Genomic DNA, 13,668 nt, shown 5'->3' on the forward strand with positions numbered 1-13,668 from the left:
CAATGGCGATGAATAAAATTCAGTTTCAGGCAGGCCTGTCACTGCATGAATTTCTGCATCAATATGGCACGGAAGCACAATGTGAAGCAGCATTGTTTGCTGCGAGGTGGCCACATGGCTGGAGATGCCTGCGCTGCGATGGGGAGCGATATTCCTGTACCCATAACGGCCGCAAGCTATGGGAATGCCTGGATTGTGGCTACCAATGTTCTTCAATTGTCGGCACCGTGTTTGAAAATACTAAATTACCGCTAAGAACCTGGTTTCTGGCCATTTACTTGATGACGCAAAGCAAGAATGCGGTCAGTGCATTGGAACTCAAACGTCAGCTGGGGGTAAGTTACAAAACGGCATGGTCGATCAAGCATAAGCTGTTACAGACCATGCTGCTGCGCGAAGAGCAACGCCGTCTGGATGGACGCGTGGAGGTTGACGATGCTTATCTGGGAGGTGAAAGGCCGGGAAAGCGCGGGCGGGGCGCGGCAAGTAAGACGCCATTTGTAGCGGCAATACAAACAAACAGCGAGGGGAAGCCACTTTATATACGCTTGACCCCCGTAGCGGGTTTTACATATGAAGCGCTCAAACAGTGGTCGGCTGAATGTCTGTCATCTACTGCACGAGTCGTATCTGATGGTTTGGGGTGTTTCGGGGCGGTTACGCATACAGCCGCGCAGCATGAGCGCCATATTGTGGGAAGTGGCAAATCTGCTGTGCAGCGTGCCGAGTTTCGCTGGGTCAATACGCTTCTTGGCAATCTCAAGACTGCCTTCAGCGGAACCTACCATGCATTCAATCACGCCAAGTATGCACAGCGCTATCTTGCAGAATTCTCCTATCGCTTCAATCGCCGTTTTGATTTGGCTGCCATGGTGCCGCGATTGCTGCGCGCCGCCGCAACGACAGAACCTCTTCCGATCGGTATATTGAGAATTTCTGAGACAGGTAACTAATCAGGTTGTATTTTGACATGTCTGCTGTTAGTGGAGCAGCCCTATTTAGCTTGCGCAATTAGACGGATATTGCCTCCCGCCGCGGCAGTATTAATGCACAAATGCCGCTCAACCATATACAACATCGGCGCCAGCACCGCGGACACAAAACGCACAATCGGCCCCTTCCGTTCAGCCAGCGCGCGGCGATAAGCTTGCGCCAATTCTTTCTGTTTTTCTCCGCTGGGCGTAAACACTAAACAGGCCAACGCCTCCATTTCACGCACCGTGTCTATTCCCAGCCCTTCATCCGTTACAAAAATCTGAATGCAATTCGCCAAGCACTTATGTTGTTCAACACTAAACTGCGTATTAAATATCATTACCGGGTTGCCACAATACAATGCTTGTAATACTTGCCGGAAGGCAATATCAGGATCAGGACTTGCCACCACGACCAACCCCCGCGCATGCAAGGTAAGCAGATTTTCTTCACCGGTCGGTCCCGGTAACCGGCGTTTCTGTTTCAATGCTTGGCGGCAGGCTGTGATAACTGGCGCATAATTTGCCGCCAACTCTGGCGTAAGGGGTAACAGTTGCTCAAATTTCGCTGGTTTCTGCGTCAACAGTTGATGCGCAGCTTGTTGCGCCAAGGTATTGTCCAAAAGCTTGCCTGCCGGTTCGAACCCAGCCATTTTCGCTGCGCCATCCTCATCCGTCCGCACCAATCTTTCCACATAATAAGGTCCGCCCGCTTTCGGCCCCGTGCCAGACAAACCTTCACCGCCAAAAGGTTGCGAGCCAACAACGGCGCCAATCTGGTTGCGATTGACATAAATATTCCCAATCTTAAGCGTATCCATGATGCGCTGCACCCGCGAATCAATGCGGGTATGCAAGGCAAATGTAAGACCATAGCCAGCGGCATTGATCTCTTTTATCACCTGGTCCAATTCCTCCGCCTCAAATAGGGCGACATGTAAAACAGGCCCAAATACCTCATGGGTCAGGTCGGCGATCCCCTGCACCTGGATCAGCGTGGGAGAAACGTAACAACCTTGATCCGGCGCCGACACTTGCGTCAAAACCGCTTCACGATGCCGCTCAATATAGGCTTGGATGCTCATCTGCGCCTGAGCATCGATGACCGGTCCCAGATCACTGTCCAGCATCCAGGGATTCCCGAGCTTGAGCATGGCCATGGCGCCCTTTAACATTTCCATTACACGCTCGGCAATATCCGTCTGCACATACACGATACGCAAGGCTGAGCACCGCTGTCCAGCGGAACGAAAGGCGGCGGTCATGATGTCATTGACAGCCTGCTCAGGCAAAGCGGAGGAGTCTACCATCATGGCATTCAAACCGCCGGTTTCTGCAATTAGCACCGCTTCATGATTCTCTTCGGCGCACAAAGCGGCTTCTATTTGTTTGGCGGTAGCAAGCGAGCCAGTAAATACTAGGCCGCTAATCGATGGATGGCTGCTCAGAGCCATACCGATTTCACTGCCTTTGCCAGGAACAAATTGCAGCACATCAGCAGGAACGCCAGCCTGATGCATCAGGTTGACAGCCAGATGCGCGATTAAAGGCGTCGCTTGCGCTGGTTTGACGAGAACCGCATTACCCACCGCTAATGCGGCGCTGAGCTGAGCGGTAAAGATAGCCAAAGGAAAATTCCAAGGCGAAATACAAGCCACCACGCCCAATGGTTGACGCGGATCGGCTATATACTCACTGCGGGCAGCATAGTAGCGAAGAAAATCTACCGCCTCGCGCAGCTCGGCAATCGCATCCTGTATCGTTTTTCCGGCTTCGCGGGCCAGCAGTGCAACTATCTCCCCAGCTTGCGCCTCAAACAAATCTGCCGCCTGCAGCAAATATTTTTCGCGTTCAATACTCCCCAGCCGATGCCACGCCGGTTGGGCTTTCGTCGCACTCACAATGGCCTGTTCCAGTTGAGCAAGACTGGCCTCGGTTATCTGGCCGACTTGCTCCCCTGTTGCAGGATCACACACCGGCAGCGCCTCACCTGCCGGAATAGCGGCGCTATTTGTTGGTGCTATCAACGGCGCAGCCACCCATTGTTTATTCGCAAATGGCATGCGCATGGCCTCAATCGCTGCAATATCAAGCGTGCTTTGCCAATCAAAACCTTTTGAATTCATTCTTTCGGGTTGAAAAAGAGAGTTCGGTGGAACAACCCCGGACGTAGGATGCAGCAGCCATTTATGCGCGATGTTCATCGGATCGGCGACAACTTCACGTGGCGGAATGGCCGTATCCAGCAACAGATGAACAAAGGATGCATTGGCGCCATTCTCCAGCAGACGCCGCACCAGGTAAGCCAACAAATCCCGGTGCACACCCACCGGCGCATAAATCCGAACCGGCGCCTGATGTTGGGTACGCACCAGTTCGTGCAAGTCTTCCCCCATGCCATGCAGCCGCTGGAATTCATAGCTATGTGCTGCCGAATCTTCATCCCGGGTCATTTCCAGAATCGCCGCTACAGTATGCGCATTATGAGTGGCGAATTGCGGAAAGATGCGATCACGCTGTTTGAGCAACTTTTGCGCGCAATACCAATAACTTAAATCAGTATTATTCTTGCGCGTATACACCGGATAACCGATGAGGCCCAGCTCCTGGGAACGTTTAATTTCACGGTCCCAATACGCGCCTTTAACCAATCGCACCATCAAAAAGGTATTGTGCTGTTGCGCTGTACTATACAACCAATCCAATATCCACGGCGCGCGATAGCTATACGCCTGTACGACCACCCCCAATCCATGCCAGTCTCTAAGGCTAGGATCTGCGAGCAACGCCTGAATAATATCTAGTGACAGATCTAGCCGCTCCGCTTCCTCGGCATCAATATTTAACCCTATCCCCACTTTTTTGGCGAGCAGGCACAATGAGCGTATGACCGGCAACAAATTGTCCATTACTGCCTGTTTTTGCAGATATTCATAGCGCGGATATAGAGCCGATAGCTTGACTGAAATACCGGGATTAGTGCGAATGTTTTCGCCGGTACAGTAACGGGAAAGTTCCACAATCGCGTTGGCGTAGGCCATCTCATAACGATGCGCATCAGCCTGAGTTAGCGCCGCCTCACCCAGCATGTCAAAGGAATACCGGTAGCCTTTATCCTGCCAGCGCTGTCCATTTTCAATGGCATCCGCAATGGTTTTTCCCAGCACAAAATGCTCGCCCATGCGCTTCATCATCTGCTTTATGGTTGTCCGAATCAGCGGTTCTCCGGCGCGTCTTATTAGTTTTTGCAAAACTGAAATAATCCCGTGATGGTCGGATTCCGACAAGATGTTCCCAGTCAGCATAAGCCCCCAAGAAGAGGCATTTACCATCATTGAACTCGAGCGCCCCAAATGACGAGCAAAATCTTGCGGCGTGATCTTGTCTTGAATCAGCTCATCCAAGGTTTCTTCATCCGGCACCCGCAAATAGGCTTCCGCCAGGCACATAAGCGCCACACCTTCATGCGTAGACAAGCCATATTCGGCCAGAAAGCTTTCCATCAGACCCGGACTGCAGTCCGTTCGGATAATCTTAACCCAGGAAGCCGCTTGCTCAACAATCGCTTTTCGTTGCTTTTCGCTGACTTTCATACCAGCTAGCAGTTGCGTGATTGTCTTTACCTCATCACCGAGTGTCGCCTGGCGAATTTGCTCGCGTATCTGATCCAGTTGGCGCATAGCAGACCTTGGGTTTTAGGAAGAAATTAACGCATGGTAACAAACTCTTCCGCACTGGTCGGATGAATCGCCAATGCCGCATCGAAGTCAGCTTTAGTCGCACCCATCTTAACGGCCACAGCAAAGCCCTGGAGAATTTCATCCATACCATAGCCGATTCCATGAACACCCACCACTTTTTCCTCCAAGCCGGCACACACCAGCTTTATCTTGCATGGTTGCCGGTGGCTAGTAACCGCAGTATACATGGCGGTAAAATTGGAGGTATATACCTTTACATTTTCCTTGCCATAATGGGAATATGCTTCAGATTCGGTCAAGCCCAAGGCGCCAATGACTGGATGGCTAAACACCACGGTGGGAATTGTAGTCCACCTTTGCAGCTGACATACCATTGAACAGCCGCTCAGACAGCGTACGTCCGGCTTTAATGGCGACAGGTGTAAGTTCCACGCCGCCAGCCATGCAGTCGCCGGCACAATAGATGCCTTTGGCAGTGGTATTTTGCTGGTCATCAACGATGACATACCCTTTTTTGTCTAATTTGACGCCGGTATTCTCTAAGCCGATATTACCTGTTGAGGGCGCACGGCCAACAGCCCAAATCATGGCGTCAACTATATAATTCTCGCCGTTATCCAAATGTAAAGTCAGACTGCCATCGCTACGCTTCTCCACGCTTTGCGGGATACTGTGGGTATGTAATGACGGACCTTCAGCCCTGAAAGCGTGACGGTCGTACCTGATGCAACCTGCACATTGGTGCTCCACTTGTAGATGCCTGGAGCAAGCGGCGGCATCAACATATGCCGTATGCAAATCGCTGATCGCCGCGGTCATCTTCGCTGCGTCGGCACCGCATAGTCGGCGGCATAGACCTTGTCGCTCACCTGCGAATAGGGAAAATAGACGCCCTTTTTCACCAGAGTGAATTAGCAATTCAAGGCCTGGCCCGAGAAGTCGATACTTTGAGAACGAACATCACTCTCAGAGATCATGTCAACGGCTGCATACCGCAACCCACAAGAGAATCTACACGCATCCGCCCACCACACGGATGCGGGGAAACGCACTCACTATGAACGACACCGGCCGGTAGAGACCATCCTGTACCAGTTGGTGCAAGAACACGTGGAGACCTTCTTTGCGCAAGTTGAGGCTGAAACCGGATCGGGCTTGCCCGATTTTGTCAAAGACGAGTTTGATGCCTTCCTTGAATGCGGCATTTTAGCGCATGGTTTTCTGCGCCTGCGCTGTGTCGACTGCACCCATGAAAAGCTGGTCGCCTTTTCCTGCAAACGGCGGGGGTTCTGTCCTTCGTGCGGTGGACGGCGCATGGCGCAGACAGCTGCCCACCTGGTCGATCACGTCATTCCCAATGTACCCGTGCGGCAATGGGTGCTATCATTGCCGATTCCGCTGCGTTATCTCCTCGCGGCCCATCCGCATCTGCTCTGCTCTGCGTTTATTTTTCCTATACGCGAACTCGAGGTTCTCTTCGACGCTGAGATCAGCGTAGAAAGTGGAATCGCAAACGTCGGCCATCTTCGCGTGGAGCACGCGACCACAGCGGCGCTCACCCTCGAGCGGGGAACGCTTCGCGTCCGCTCGGGTGAGATCAGCGATACACCAACTCGGCCTCGCCGTGACGCCGGGGCGCGAGCCATGAACTCGAAGACGTGCGCATGCGCGACGTCGCCGTCGCGATCGAGGGTTCAAATTGAGAGTTGGATCAGAGAGGGGAGGAAACGCGCCTCATGATGCGCTTCGCTTGCTGATGGTTGATGTGCATCCCATATTTTTGAGTGATTTATGAAAACAATTATGCTTGGATCAGATCTGACCTGTCCGTCTTGCGGTTTCATTAAACAGGAAACTATGCCCACTGATGCCTGTTTATATTTTTATGAATGTACAAACTGCAACGCTCTATTACGGCCGAAACCGGGTGATTGCTGTGTCTTTTGCTCCTATGGAACGGTGATATGTCCACCCAGGCAGACTGGGACAAGCTGCTGCAATCTTTCTTGATAAGTTTCGTATGATTGCAGGTAATAATGACTCAAATACTAAAGCATGGCTGGAGGAGTATGGTGATTACCTGTTCAGTTACGCGCTTTTAAAAGCGAAGGATACGCATGTCGCTGAAGATCTCGTTCAAGAAACACTGCTAGCGGCAATAACTGCTAAAAATACTTTTTCTAATGCGTCGACGACTCGCACATGGCTTGTCGGCATACTAAAGCACAAGCTGATTGATCATTTCAGACAGCAGGGACGTGAAGTAGCCGTTGGTGATCTGTTTGATCAGGATGAGGGAGATAGTCTGGATAACTTTTTTAGAGCCAATGGCCGATGGATTGAAAAACCGGATGCGTTTCCTGACCCGGAATCAGCCTTGCAACAAAAAGAATTCTGGGAAATCTTTCAGGAGTGTTTATCTGGATTGAAACCAAAGCAAGTTGAAGTATTTCTTGCTAAAGAAATTTATGGCATGAGCAATGAGGATATCTGTAAGGATTTTGCGCTCAGCCCGACTAATGTGTGGGTAATTATGCATCGTGCGCGATTGTCCCTGAATAGATGCTTAAAGACTAACTGGATGGATTAATGGGATGGCAAGTTAAATGTTAAATTGTAAACAAGCCAGCCAGTTGGCTTCTCGAGCAATGGATGAAGAATTATCATTTTGGAAAAGAATCACATTAAATATACATCTGATCTTATGCCGCAGCTGCACTAATTTTACGCGGCAGCTCCAGTTTTTACGTAGAGCATCACGTCAATCCAGAACTAATCAGGGTCTTCGGTTAACTAATGAAGCAAGGCAACGAATCGCCAATATGCTGAATGATAAACAGGGTAATGGCTGATCGTAAAAAGGAGCCAAGAAAAGAGTCAATTCATGTGCGTCATCTTTAAAAAAATGATAATGAGTTATGAGAAACAAAGATATCATGTTGACATGTCATGTTTACCGATTGCCGCTACAACATGCCTAATCTGCTGTTCAACATTGATAGATGCGTAACCTGTGATCTCAAGCTCCCGGTCCTCATAAACATCCATGCCTGTATGCTTGAGCTTCCAATCGGCAATTATCTGATCACGCTGTTGTATTAGCGCTTCTATCTGCGGCCGGAATAAAACCAGCATGGCGGAAATCCATAAATTAACCGGCCACGAAGGATAGGCATGGTCGATCCTGAAATGATCCAGCATGGCAATGACATCTTCGGCCTTATACCAGGCTTCGGCTGTTACCCATCGATTGGTTGCGAATAGTCCGAGTGGAAAACCGTAGGCATCCATTGAAATGCCGATGAGATGGGAGAGCGAGTCACGTCCTTCCGGCCAGGATTCAGCCCCGTCGTGAGGAACGGGCAATAATCCAGGCGGCATTCCCGGTTGACGCAGAAATGTATGGAAATGCCCATTTTCGCTGGTCTCGGCACGGTGAGCATGATAGTAATACTGACTGTTTGTTTCCCCATCAAACACATCATCTTTAGGATAGTGCTCCAGCTCGTAAAACTCGCCTTGCCCTTTCAGTACTTCTCCAACAATATTAAGCCCGCCTTTTTGCAATACCCGGTAGCATTCGATAATCCGGGCGCCGGCGTCAGCCATCAGCTCAAGCTGTATGCGGGATAATTTGGTGAAAACGTTATTATCTATTTCAAATGTGTTGTCGTTCATAAAAAAGCGATGAAGCCTGTATCAGCGCCTCATCGTAACCTCTCTGACCGTTTATTAGTATGATTTTGTTGCACATGGGTTTCTCGGTGCACAAGGATTTCTTGCGGCGCACGGATTAGCCGCATTTGCCACCGGCTTGAATTTTTTCTGTAACTCCGCTGTATATGCGGTTAATGCGGCAAGTTGCCGTGAATCTCAGGCAAATGGCTTGCTTTGCATGGGTTTGATCATGCATAACTGCACCATTCCTTCCAGGGTGATTGATTCCATTCCGGCAGCATCTTGTGCCATTTGTACAAAGTGTGGGTAGGGTTTGGCAAAATCAGGTTGTAGCATTTCGGTGCCATTCTGATGACAGCTTGAGCAGGCTATGGAATTATTATGACTGATTGCTTTGCTGTTCCACAACGCTTTTCCTTCATTTAACAAAGCGGTTTGGTTGCCTTGATAGGGTTTAGTCCCTGCAGGCCGGGTTAATGTCCTGGAATCAACCCGGTCACCTGCGGCACAGGGATTTTTGGCTGCGCAAGGATTCTTGGTGGCACAGGGGTTCCTGGCCGCGCAGGGATTTTTGCCAACACAGGGATTTTTCGTACCTTGCTGAGATTGTGCTTTTGCTTTTGGCGCGCATGGATTGCCTTCAGCAAACGTCGGTGCGCTCATGGAAACTGCCAGTAAGCCTGCTACCATGGAAGAGGTCACGGTCAAAAGGTTCTGACGTTTTTTCATTGTTATTTCTCCTGAGATTAAGTTGTGAAATGAAACAAGAATTCAGTACAAATATCCAAACTCTTGCAACTTAGTCGAAGATAAATTGATTCCCTTACAATAATCTTTGCTACATCCAATTAAACGGCGACCTGTACGTCAAGGGCGGGATCATCATCGAATCATGAAACTGGATAGCGTTCTGTGTCTTCTACGGCGCTTGTCAGGCTTTTAGTGGTTTCATAGAATATTTCCACCCTTCGGCCTTCCTGATTAGAAAGATTCTTCAGCTTGTCGCAGCCAACGTGCTGGGCGAGAACCGATAGTGGCTGCGGCGACGAACAAGCGTAGAGGGAGCGCTTCAAGATGGAAGCGCCGGTAGAGACGGTAAACAAATGCACCAAGGTAACGGGTTCCGTATTTAGTAAAAACGAATGCATGATAAGCGCCAACCAGGCTGGTTTTTAGTTTGCTCAGAATCGTATTGATCCAGTTGAATTCTGGCAAATCCTTAGGCCTGTGACTGTCCGCAACGATTGCCCGGTGCTGGCAGCCAACATCAGTAACTCCGGCAAAACAGCTCAATTCCTCGGTGAGGTATGCTGATTTTCATGGAGTCCGAAGTTTCATAAAATGAAGACATGAAATGGAGGATGGATATGGAATTACCCCACACACAATATAGTCAGGAATTTTGGAAGGAATCAATTAAGTTTTTCAAAGGGAGTGAATTGGCTCTGATTGAAGCAACAACAAAACGGCTGTCGACACCGAAGGGGCACTAAAAACTGGATTTATGCTGACAAAGGGGGAGAGCTCGCTACAGTAGGCAAGCATCAGAAGCCGCTGACTGAACTTGAGATAGAGCTATCCAGAGCTAAACGAGAATTAGCAGAAGTGAAGATGGAGCGTGACTTTATAAAAAAGTGTGCGACGTACTTCGCCAAGGAGTCACGGTGAGGTACGGTCTGCCTGAATCGATGCGACGAAGCTATCCGGTTGCACTCATGTGGCGAGTATTTTTATAATTATCGCCTAACAGAAAAACCTGAATCAAATCGGTTTCCCTCGCTACGATTGGTAAAGCCAGACAGGCTCTAGAGAAGCCACTCTACCGGTAGCCACCCGACCACCTTCAACGCGAGGTTTCGGAACCTGCTTGACCCCGGCTCCTCCGTGGTGACCGTGCCGGCCGCAAAATCGACCCATGCAAGCTCGCCATTCCGCGCCTCAACCCGCCAGGCGAGACCGCTAAAACAGTCATCAAAAGCCGCATGCAGCCTGTTCGCGAGGGCCTCACTGTCGATCAGCAGACCCATTTCGGTGTTGAGCTGGATTGAGCGTGGATCAAAGTTGAACGAGCCGATGAATATGCGTATGCCGTCGACTGCGAAGGTCTTGGCGTGCAGGCTTGCTCCCGAAAAGCCGAAGATGCCCAGATCATCAGGGGTATCCGGCACGGCCATGCGACGAAGCTCGTACAGGGCGACGCCGGATTCGAGCATTGCCTCTCGCCGCTTGGCGTAACCCGAATGGACCGGCAGGACGTCCGTGGCCTCCAGTGAGTTGGTCAGCATGCGGACTGCGATACCCCTGGCTTCCAGCGTGGCGAAGGCTTCGACGCCCGCCGTGCCGGGGACGAAGTAGGGCGTGACGCCGTCGAGGCGCCTCTCGATGGAGCCAACCGCGCGGGTCAACTGGCCAGTCAGAAGATCCTCGCGCGGAACCGCCCCTTGCCCCTTTATCGGGTCATCGCTGACCAGCACGGCATCGGTCCATTCCAGATCAAGCGTGCCCTTGGATAGAGGCGTTATGAGGTTCGATGCCTTCAGGATTGCCTTGTATTTGTAGAACCGGGGATCATCACGCCAGCGTGCCAACCGTGCGGCGATTGGATCGCCGCCGGTCGCCGCGACGATGGTTCCGGCCATGTGGACCGAGGGACTGGCCCAGTAGCGGTCGAAATCGGCGGTCACCTCAGGGACGATCTTGCCTACGGCCAATACGTCCAGATCGACGAACAGGGGTGTGGGGCCGATTCCGAAGTATTCGTCACCAATATTGCGCCCACCGACGATTGTGGCGAGACCGTCAACGGTGAACGACTTGTTGTGCATTCTCCGGTTCAGGCGGAAGAAGTCGAAGCCAAAGCTCAGCGCTTTGAAACGACGCAGGTTGAACGGGTTGTAGAGCCGGACCTCGGCATTCTCGTGCGCGTCGAGTTGTGCGATTTCTGCATCGAGACCGGAGGTGCCGTTGTCATCCAGCAGCAGTCGCACGCGCACGCCACGATCCGCCGCGCGGCGCAAGGCATCGAGCAGGAGCGAGCCGGTCAGGTCGCCGTGCCAGATGTAGTATTGCGCGTCGATGGAGGAGACGGCGGCATCCGCCAGCAGGATACGCGCGGCGAAAGCGTCCGCGCCACTCCCGAGGGGTGCGACGCCAGTCAGGCCGGGACGATTCCGCGCAGCTCGATCGGCCAGCGGTCCGTCTTTCGGGGGCGGCAGAGCGACATCGTCAACCCTACCCTTGGCGCCCGGAAGGGCGAAAACGATCCGCGCTAGCACAATTGCGAATGCGGCCAAGATTAACAGAGCGGACGAGACTTTCAGAAGCCACATCGTATCGTATCTTTTTGTGGAGGAGCCGGACTGTCCGCGCCAGGCATGGCGAATGCAGTTTTGTCGCGAGTTTCCCCAGTCTCGTACATGCGGCAATCATTGGACGCAGCTATCCTAACAGCGCTAATGCGAAAAACTGCTCCTATGCCAACGGGGAACTGTCGGTTTGTCGCTTTTTTAACATGCGCCATAGTTCTATTCCAGCCAAGACCGACTTTGTTAACCAGAATTATCCTTATTGTTAAAGTTGACACAAAACTGATCTAGGATTTAGAAAACTATGTCATCGTTAGTTAGCGGTGTCCATGTAACTAAATGAATTTTTAATAAAATATCAATTGCTGGTTTTTGGGTTAATGACTTGTTTATAAATGATGACTCGTGTTTATTTACAGTAACCAACAATTAACGATGATATAGCCATTTAGAATCCCATTGCTGCGCCGTCACCCCTGGGATCCGCTCCACCTTCATAAAACCCAGACTCATGATTGATGCGTATCACTTGAGCATGCCCCAGGGTTGACTCCCACTGGGCAACCATTTTAGTAGGATGAGAGCGAAGTTTTAGCTCGCGGACTATTTCATCGCTAATGCGTGACTCCAGGAAAAGGTCCCGTGTAGCCATTCCCCATGTGCGTCCCATTAACCAGCGTGGTGCTTCAATAGCTTGTTGCACGTTAAAATTAAAATCCAATATCCGCGTTAATATTGCTGCCTGAGTTTGCGGCTGTCCTTCCCCGCCCATCGTGCCATAGGCGAGCACAGGCTTGTTATCTTTCATTAACATTGCTGGGATGATGGTATGAAAGGTTTTCTTTTTTGGCTCCAGTCGATTCGGGTGGTTAGTATCTAGCGAAAAGAAACTGCCACGGTTTTGCATTAAAATACCGGTATCACCACCCACAAAACACGAGCCAAAGTCATGATAAATAGACTGAATATTTGATACGACTAAACCATTGGCGTCAGCGACACAAAAATGCACGGTATCGCCATCAGGCACTTTATGGTCAAAAGATTTCCTGATTAGTTACCTATCTCAGAAATTCTCAATATACCGATCGGAAGAGGTTCTGTCGTTGCGGCGGCGCGCAGCAATCGCGGCACCATGGCAGCCAAATCAAAACGGCGATTGAAGCGATAGGAGAATTCTGCAAGATAGCGCTGTGCATACTTGGCGTGATTGAATGCATGGTAGGTTCCGCTGAAGGCAGTCTTGAGATTGCCAAGAAGCGTATTGACCCAGCGAAACTCGGCACGCTGCACAGCAGATTTGCCACTTCCCACAATATGGCGCTCATGCTGCGCGGCTGTATGCGTAACCGCCCCGAAACACCCCAAACCATCAGATACGACTCGTGCAGTAGATGACAGACATTCAGCCGACCACTGTTTGAGCGCTTCATATGTAAAACCCGCTACGGGAGTCAAGCGTATATAAAGTGGCTTCCCCTCGCTGTTTGTTTGTATTGCCGCTACAAATGGCGTCTTACTTGCCGCGCCCCGCCCGCGCTTTCCCGGCCTTTCACCTCCCAGATAAGCATCGTCAACCTCCACGCGTCCATCCAGACGGCGTTGCTCTTCGCGCAGCAGCATGGTCTGTAACAGCTTATGCTTGATCGACCATGCCGTTTTGTAACTTACCCCCAGCTGACGTTTGAGTTCCAATGCACTGACCGCATTCTTGCTTTGCGTCATCAAGTAAATGGCCAGAAACCAGGTTCTTAGCGGTAATTTAGTATTTTCAAACACGGTGCCGACAATTGAAGAACATTGGTAGCCACAATCCAGGCATTCCCATAGCTTGCGGCCGTTATGGGTACAGGAATATCGCTCCCCATCGCAGCGCAGGCATCTCCAGCCATGTGGCCACCTCGCAGCAAACAATGCTGCTTCACATTGTGCTTCCGTGCCATATTGATGCAGAAATTCATGCAGTGACAGGCCTGCCTGAAACTGAATTTTATTCATCCGCTTAAATAT

14 protein-coding genes are annotated in these 13,668 nt (G+C 50.9%); 5 read left to right on the forward strand and 9 right to left on the reverse strand.

What is annotated here, in order from left to right; translation table 11 throughout:
- The first annotated feature begins 2 nt into the window (after nt 1–2).
- Nucleotides 3–953, forward strand: coding sequence for an IS1595 family transposase (locus NSMM_RS00500; protein WP_090283515.1), 951 nt, complete (start codon nt 3–5; stop codon nt 951–953).
- A 41-nt stretch (nt 954–994) separates the two neighbouring features.
- On the opposite strand, the gene putA is transcribed toward NSMM_RS00500, so the two are convergent.
- The 3 genes from putA to NSMM_RS15855 are packed head-to-tail and all read right to left on the reverse strand — an operon-like array spanning nt 995 to nt 5,494.
- Complete coding sequence (gene putA, locus NSMM_RS00505; protein WP_090283545.1) at nt 995–4,654, reverse strand: bifunctional proline dehydrogenase/L-glutamate gamma-semialdehyde dehydrogenase PutA; 3,660 nt, start codon at nt 4,652–4,654, stop codon at nt 995–997.
- Between the two features lie 26 nt (nt 4,655–4,680).
- Nucleotides 4,681–5,010: an NAD(P)/FAD-dependent oxidoreductase gene (locus NSMM_RS15850; protein WP_218120941.1), complete on the reverse strand. Its 330-nt coding sequence runs from the start codon at nt 5,008–5,010 to the stop codon at nt 4,681–4,683.
- The gene (locus NSMM_RS15855) at nt 5,000–5,494 is read right to left on the reverse strand and encodes an FAD-dependent oxidoreductase (protein ID WP_218120942.1); all 495 of its coding nucleotides are present in this window, start codon (nt 5,492–5,494) and stop codon (nt 5,000–5,002) included. Before NSMM_RS15855 ends, NSMM_RS15850 begins: the two co-directional genes overlap by 11 nt.
- 156 nt (nt 5,495–5,650) lie before the next feature.
- On the opposite strand from NSMM_RS15855, the gene NSMM_RS17245 reads away from it, so the two are divergent.
- The 4 genes from NSMM_RS17245 to NSMM_RS17250 all read left to right on the forward strand — a co-directional run bounded on the left by NSMM_RS17245 (nt 5,651) and on the right by NSMM_RS17250 (nt 7,527).
- Complete coding sequence (locus tag NSMM_RS17245) at nt 5,651–6,415, forward strand: transposase zinc-binding domain-containing protein (RefSeq protein ID WP_090283547.1); 765 nt, start codon at nt 5,651–5,653, stop codon at nt 6,413–6,415.
- A 63-nt stretch (nt 6,416–6,478) separates the two neighbouring features.
- Entirely contained in the window at nt 6,479–6,685 is a 207-nt protein-coding gene (locus tag NSMM_RS16265) for a GDCCVxC domain-containing (seleno)protein (RefSeq protein ID WP_483814932.1), read from the forward strand.
- 10 nt (nt 6,686–6,695) lie between these two features.
- Nucleotides 6,696–7,265: a sigma-70 family RNA polymerase sigma factor gene (locus NSMM_RS00525; protein WP_090283551.1), complete on the forward strand. Its 570-nt coding sequence runs from the start codon at nt 6,696–6,698 to the stop codon at nt 7,263–7,265.
- 16 nt (nt 7,266–7,281) lie between these two features.
- Nucleotides 7,282–7,527, forward strand: coding sequence for an anti-sigma factor family protein (locus NSMM_RS17250; RefSeq protein WP_090283552.1), 246 nt, complete (start codon nt 7,282–7,284; stop codon nt 7,525–7,527).
- Nucleotides 7,528–7,609: 82 nt separating this feature from the next.
- On the opposite strand, the gene NSMM_RS00535 is transcribed toward NSMM_RS17250, so the two are convergent.
- The 6 genes from NSMM_RS00535 to NSMM_RS00570 form a co-directional block, all read right to left on the reverse strand.
- Nucleotides 7,610–8,353 carry a DUF6969 family protein gene (locus NSMM_RS00535; RefSeq protein ID WP_090283554.1) on the reverse strand — a complete coding sequence of 248 codons (744 nt, stop codon included), beginning with the start codon at nt 8,351–8,353 and terminating at the stop codon, nt 7,610–7,612.
- A 195-nt stretch (nt 8,354–8,548) separates the two neighbouring features.
- The gene (locus tag NSMM_RS15860; RefSeq protein ID WP_090283556.1) at nt 8,549–9,082 is read right to left on the reverse strand and encodes a hypothetical protein; all 534 of its coding nucleotides are present in this window, start codon (nt 9,080–9,082) and stop codon (nt 8,549–8,551) included.
- A 252-nt stretch (nt 9,083–9,334) separates the two neighbouring features.
- Entirely contained in the window at nt 9,335–9,646 is a 312-nt protein-coding gene (locus tag NSMM_RS00545; RefSeq protein ID WP_090283558.1) for a transposase, read from the reverse strand.
- 512 nt (nt 9,647–10,158) lie between these two features.
- Nucleotides 10,159–11,682, reverse strand: coding sequence for a phospholipase D family protein (locus tag NSMM_RS00555; protein WP_090283561.1), 1,524 nt, complete (start codon nt 11,680–11,682; stop codon nt 10,159–10,161).
- A 424-nt stretch (nt 11,683–12,106) separates the two neighbouring features.
- Entirely contained in the window at nt 12,107–12,688 is a 582-nt protein-coding gene (locus tag NSMM_RS00565) for a gamma-glutamyltransferase (protein ID WP_218120943.1), read from the reverse strand.
- Nucleotides 12,689–12,711: 23 nt separating this feature from the next.
- Entirely contained in the window at nt 12,712–13,656 is a 945-nt protein-coding gene (locus tag NSMM_RS00570; protein WP_090283566.1) for an IS1595 family transposase, read from the reverse strand.
- Between the last annotated feature and the right edge of the window lie 12 nt (nt 13,657–13,668).

The sequence above is a fragment of the Nitrosomonas mobilis genome (assembly GCF_900103035.1).
GTDB classification, from domain to species: Bacteria; Pseudomonadota; Gammaproteobacteria; order Burkholderiales; family Nitrosomonadaceae; genus Nitrosomonas; species Nitrosomonas mobilis.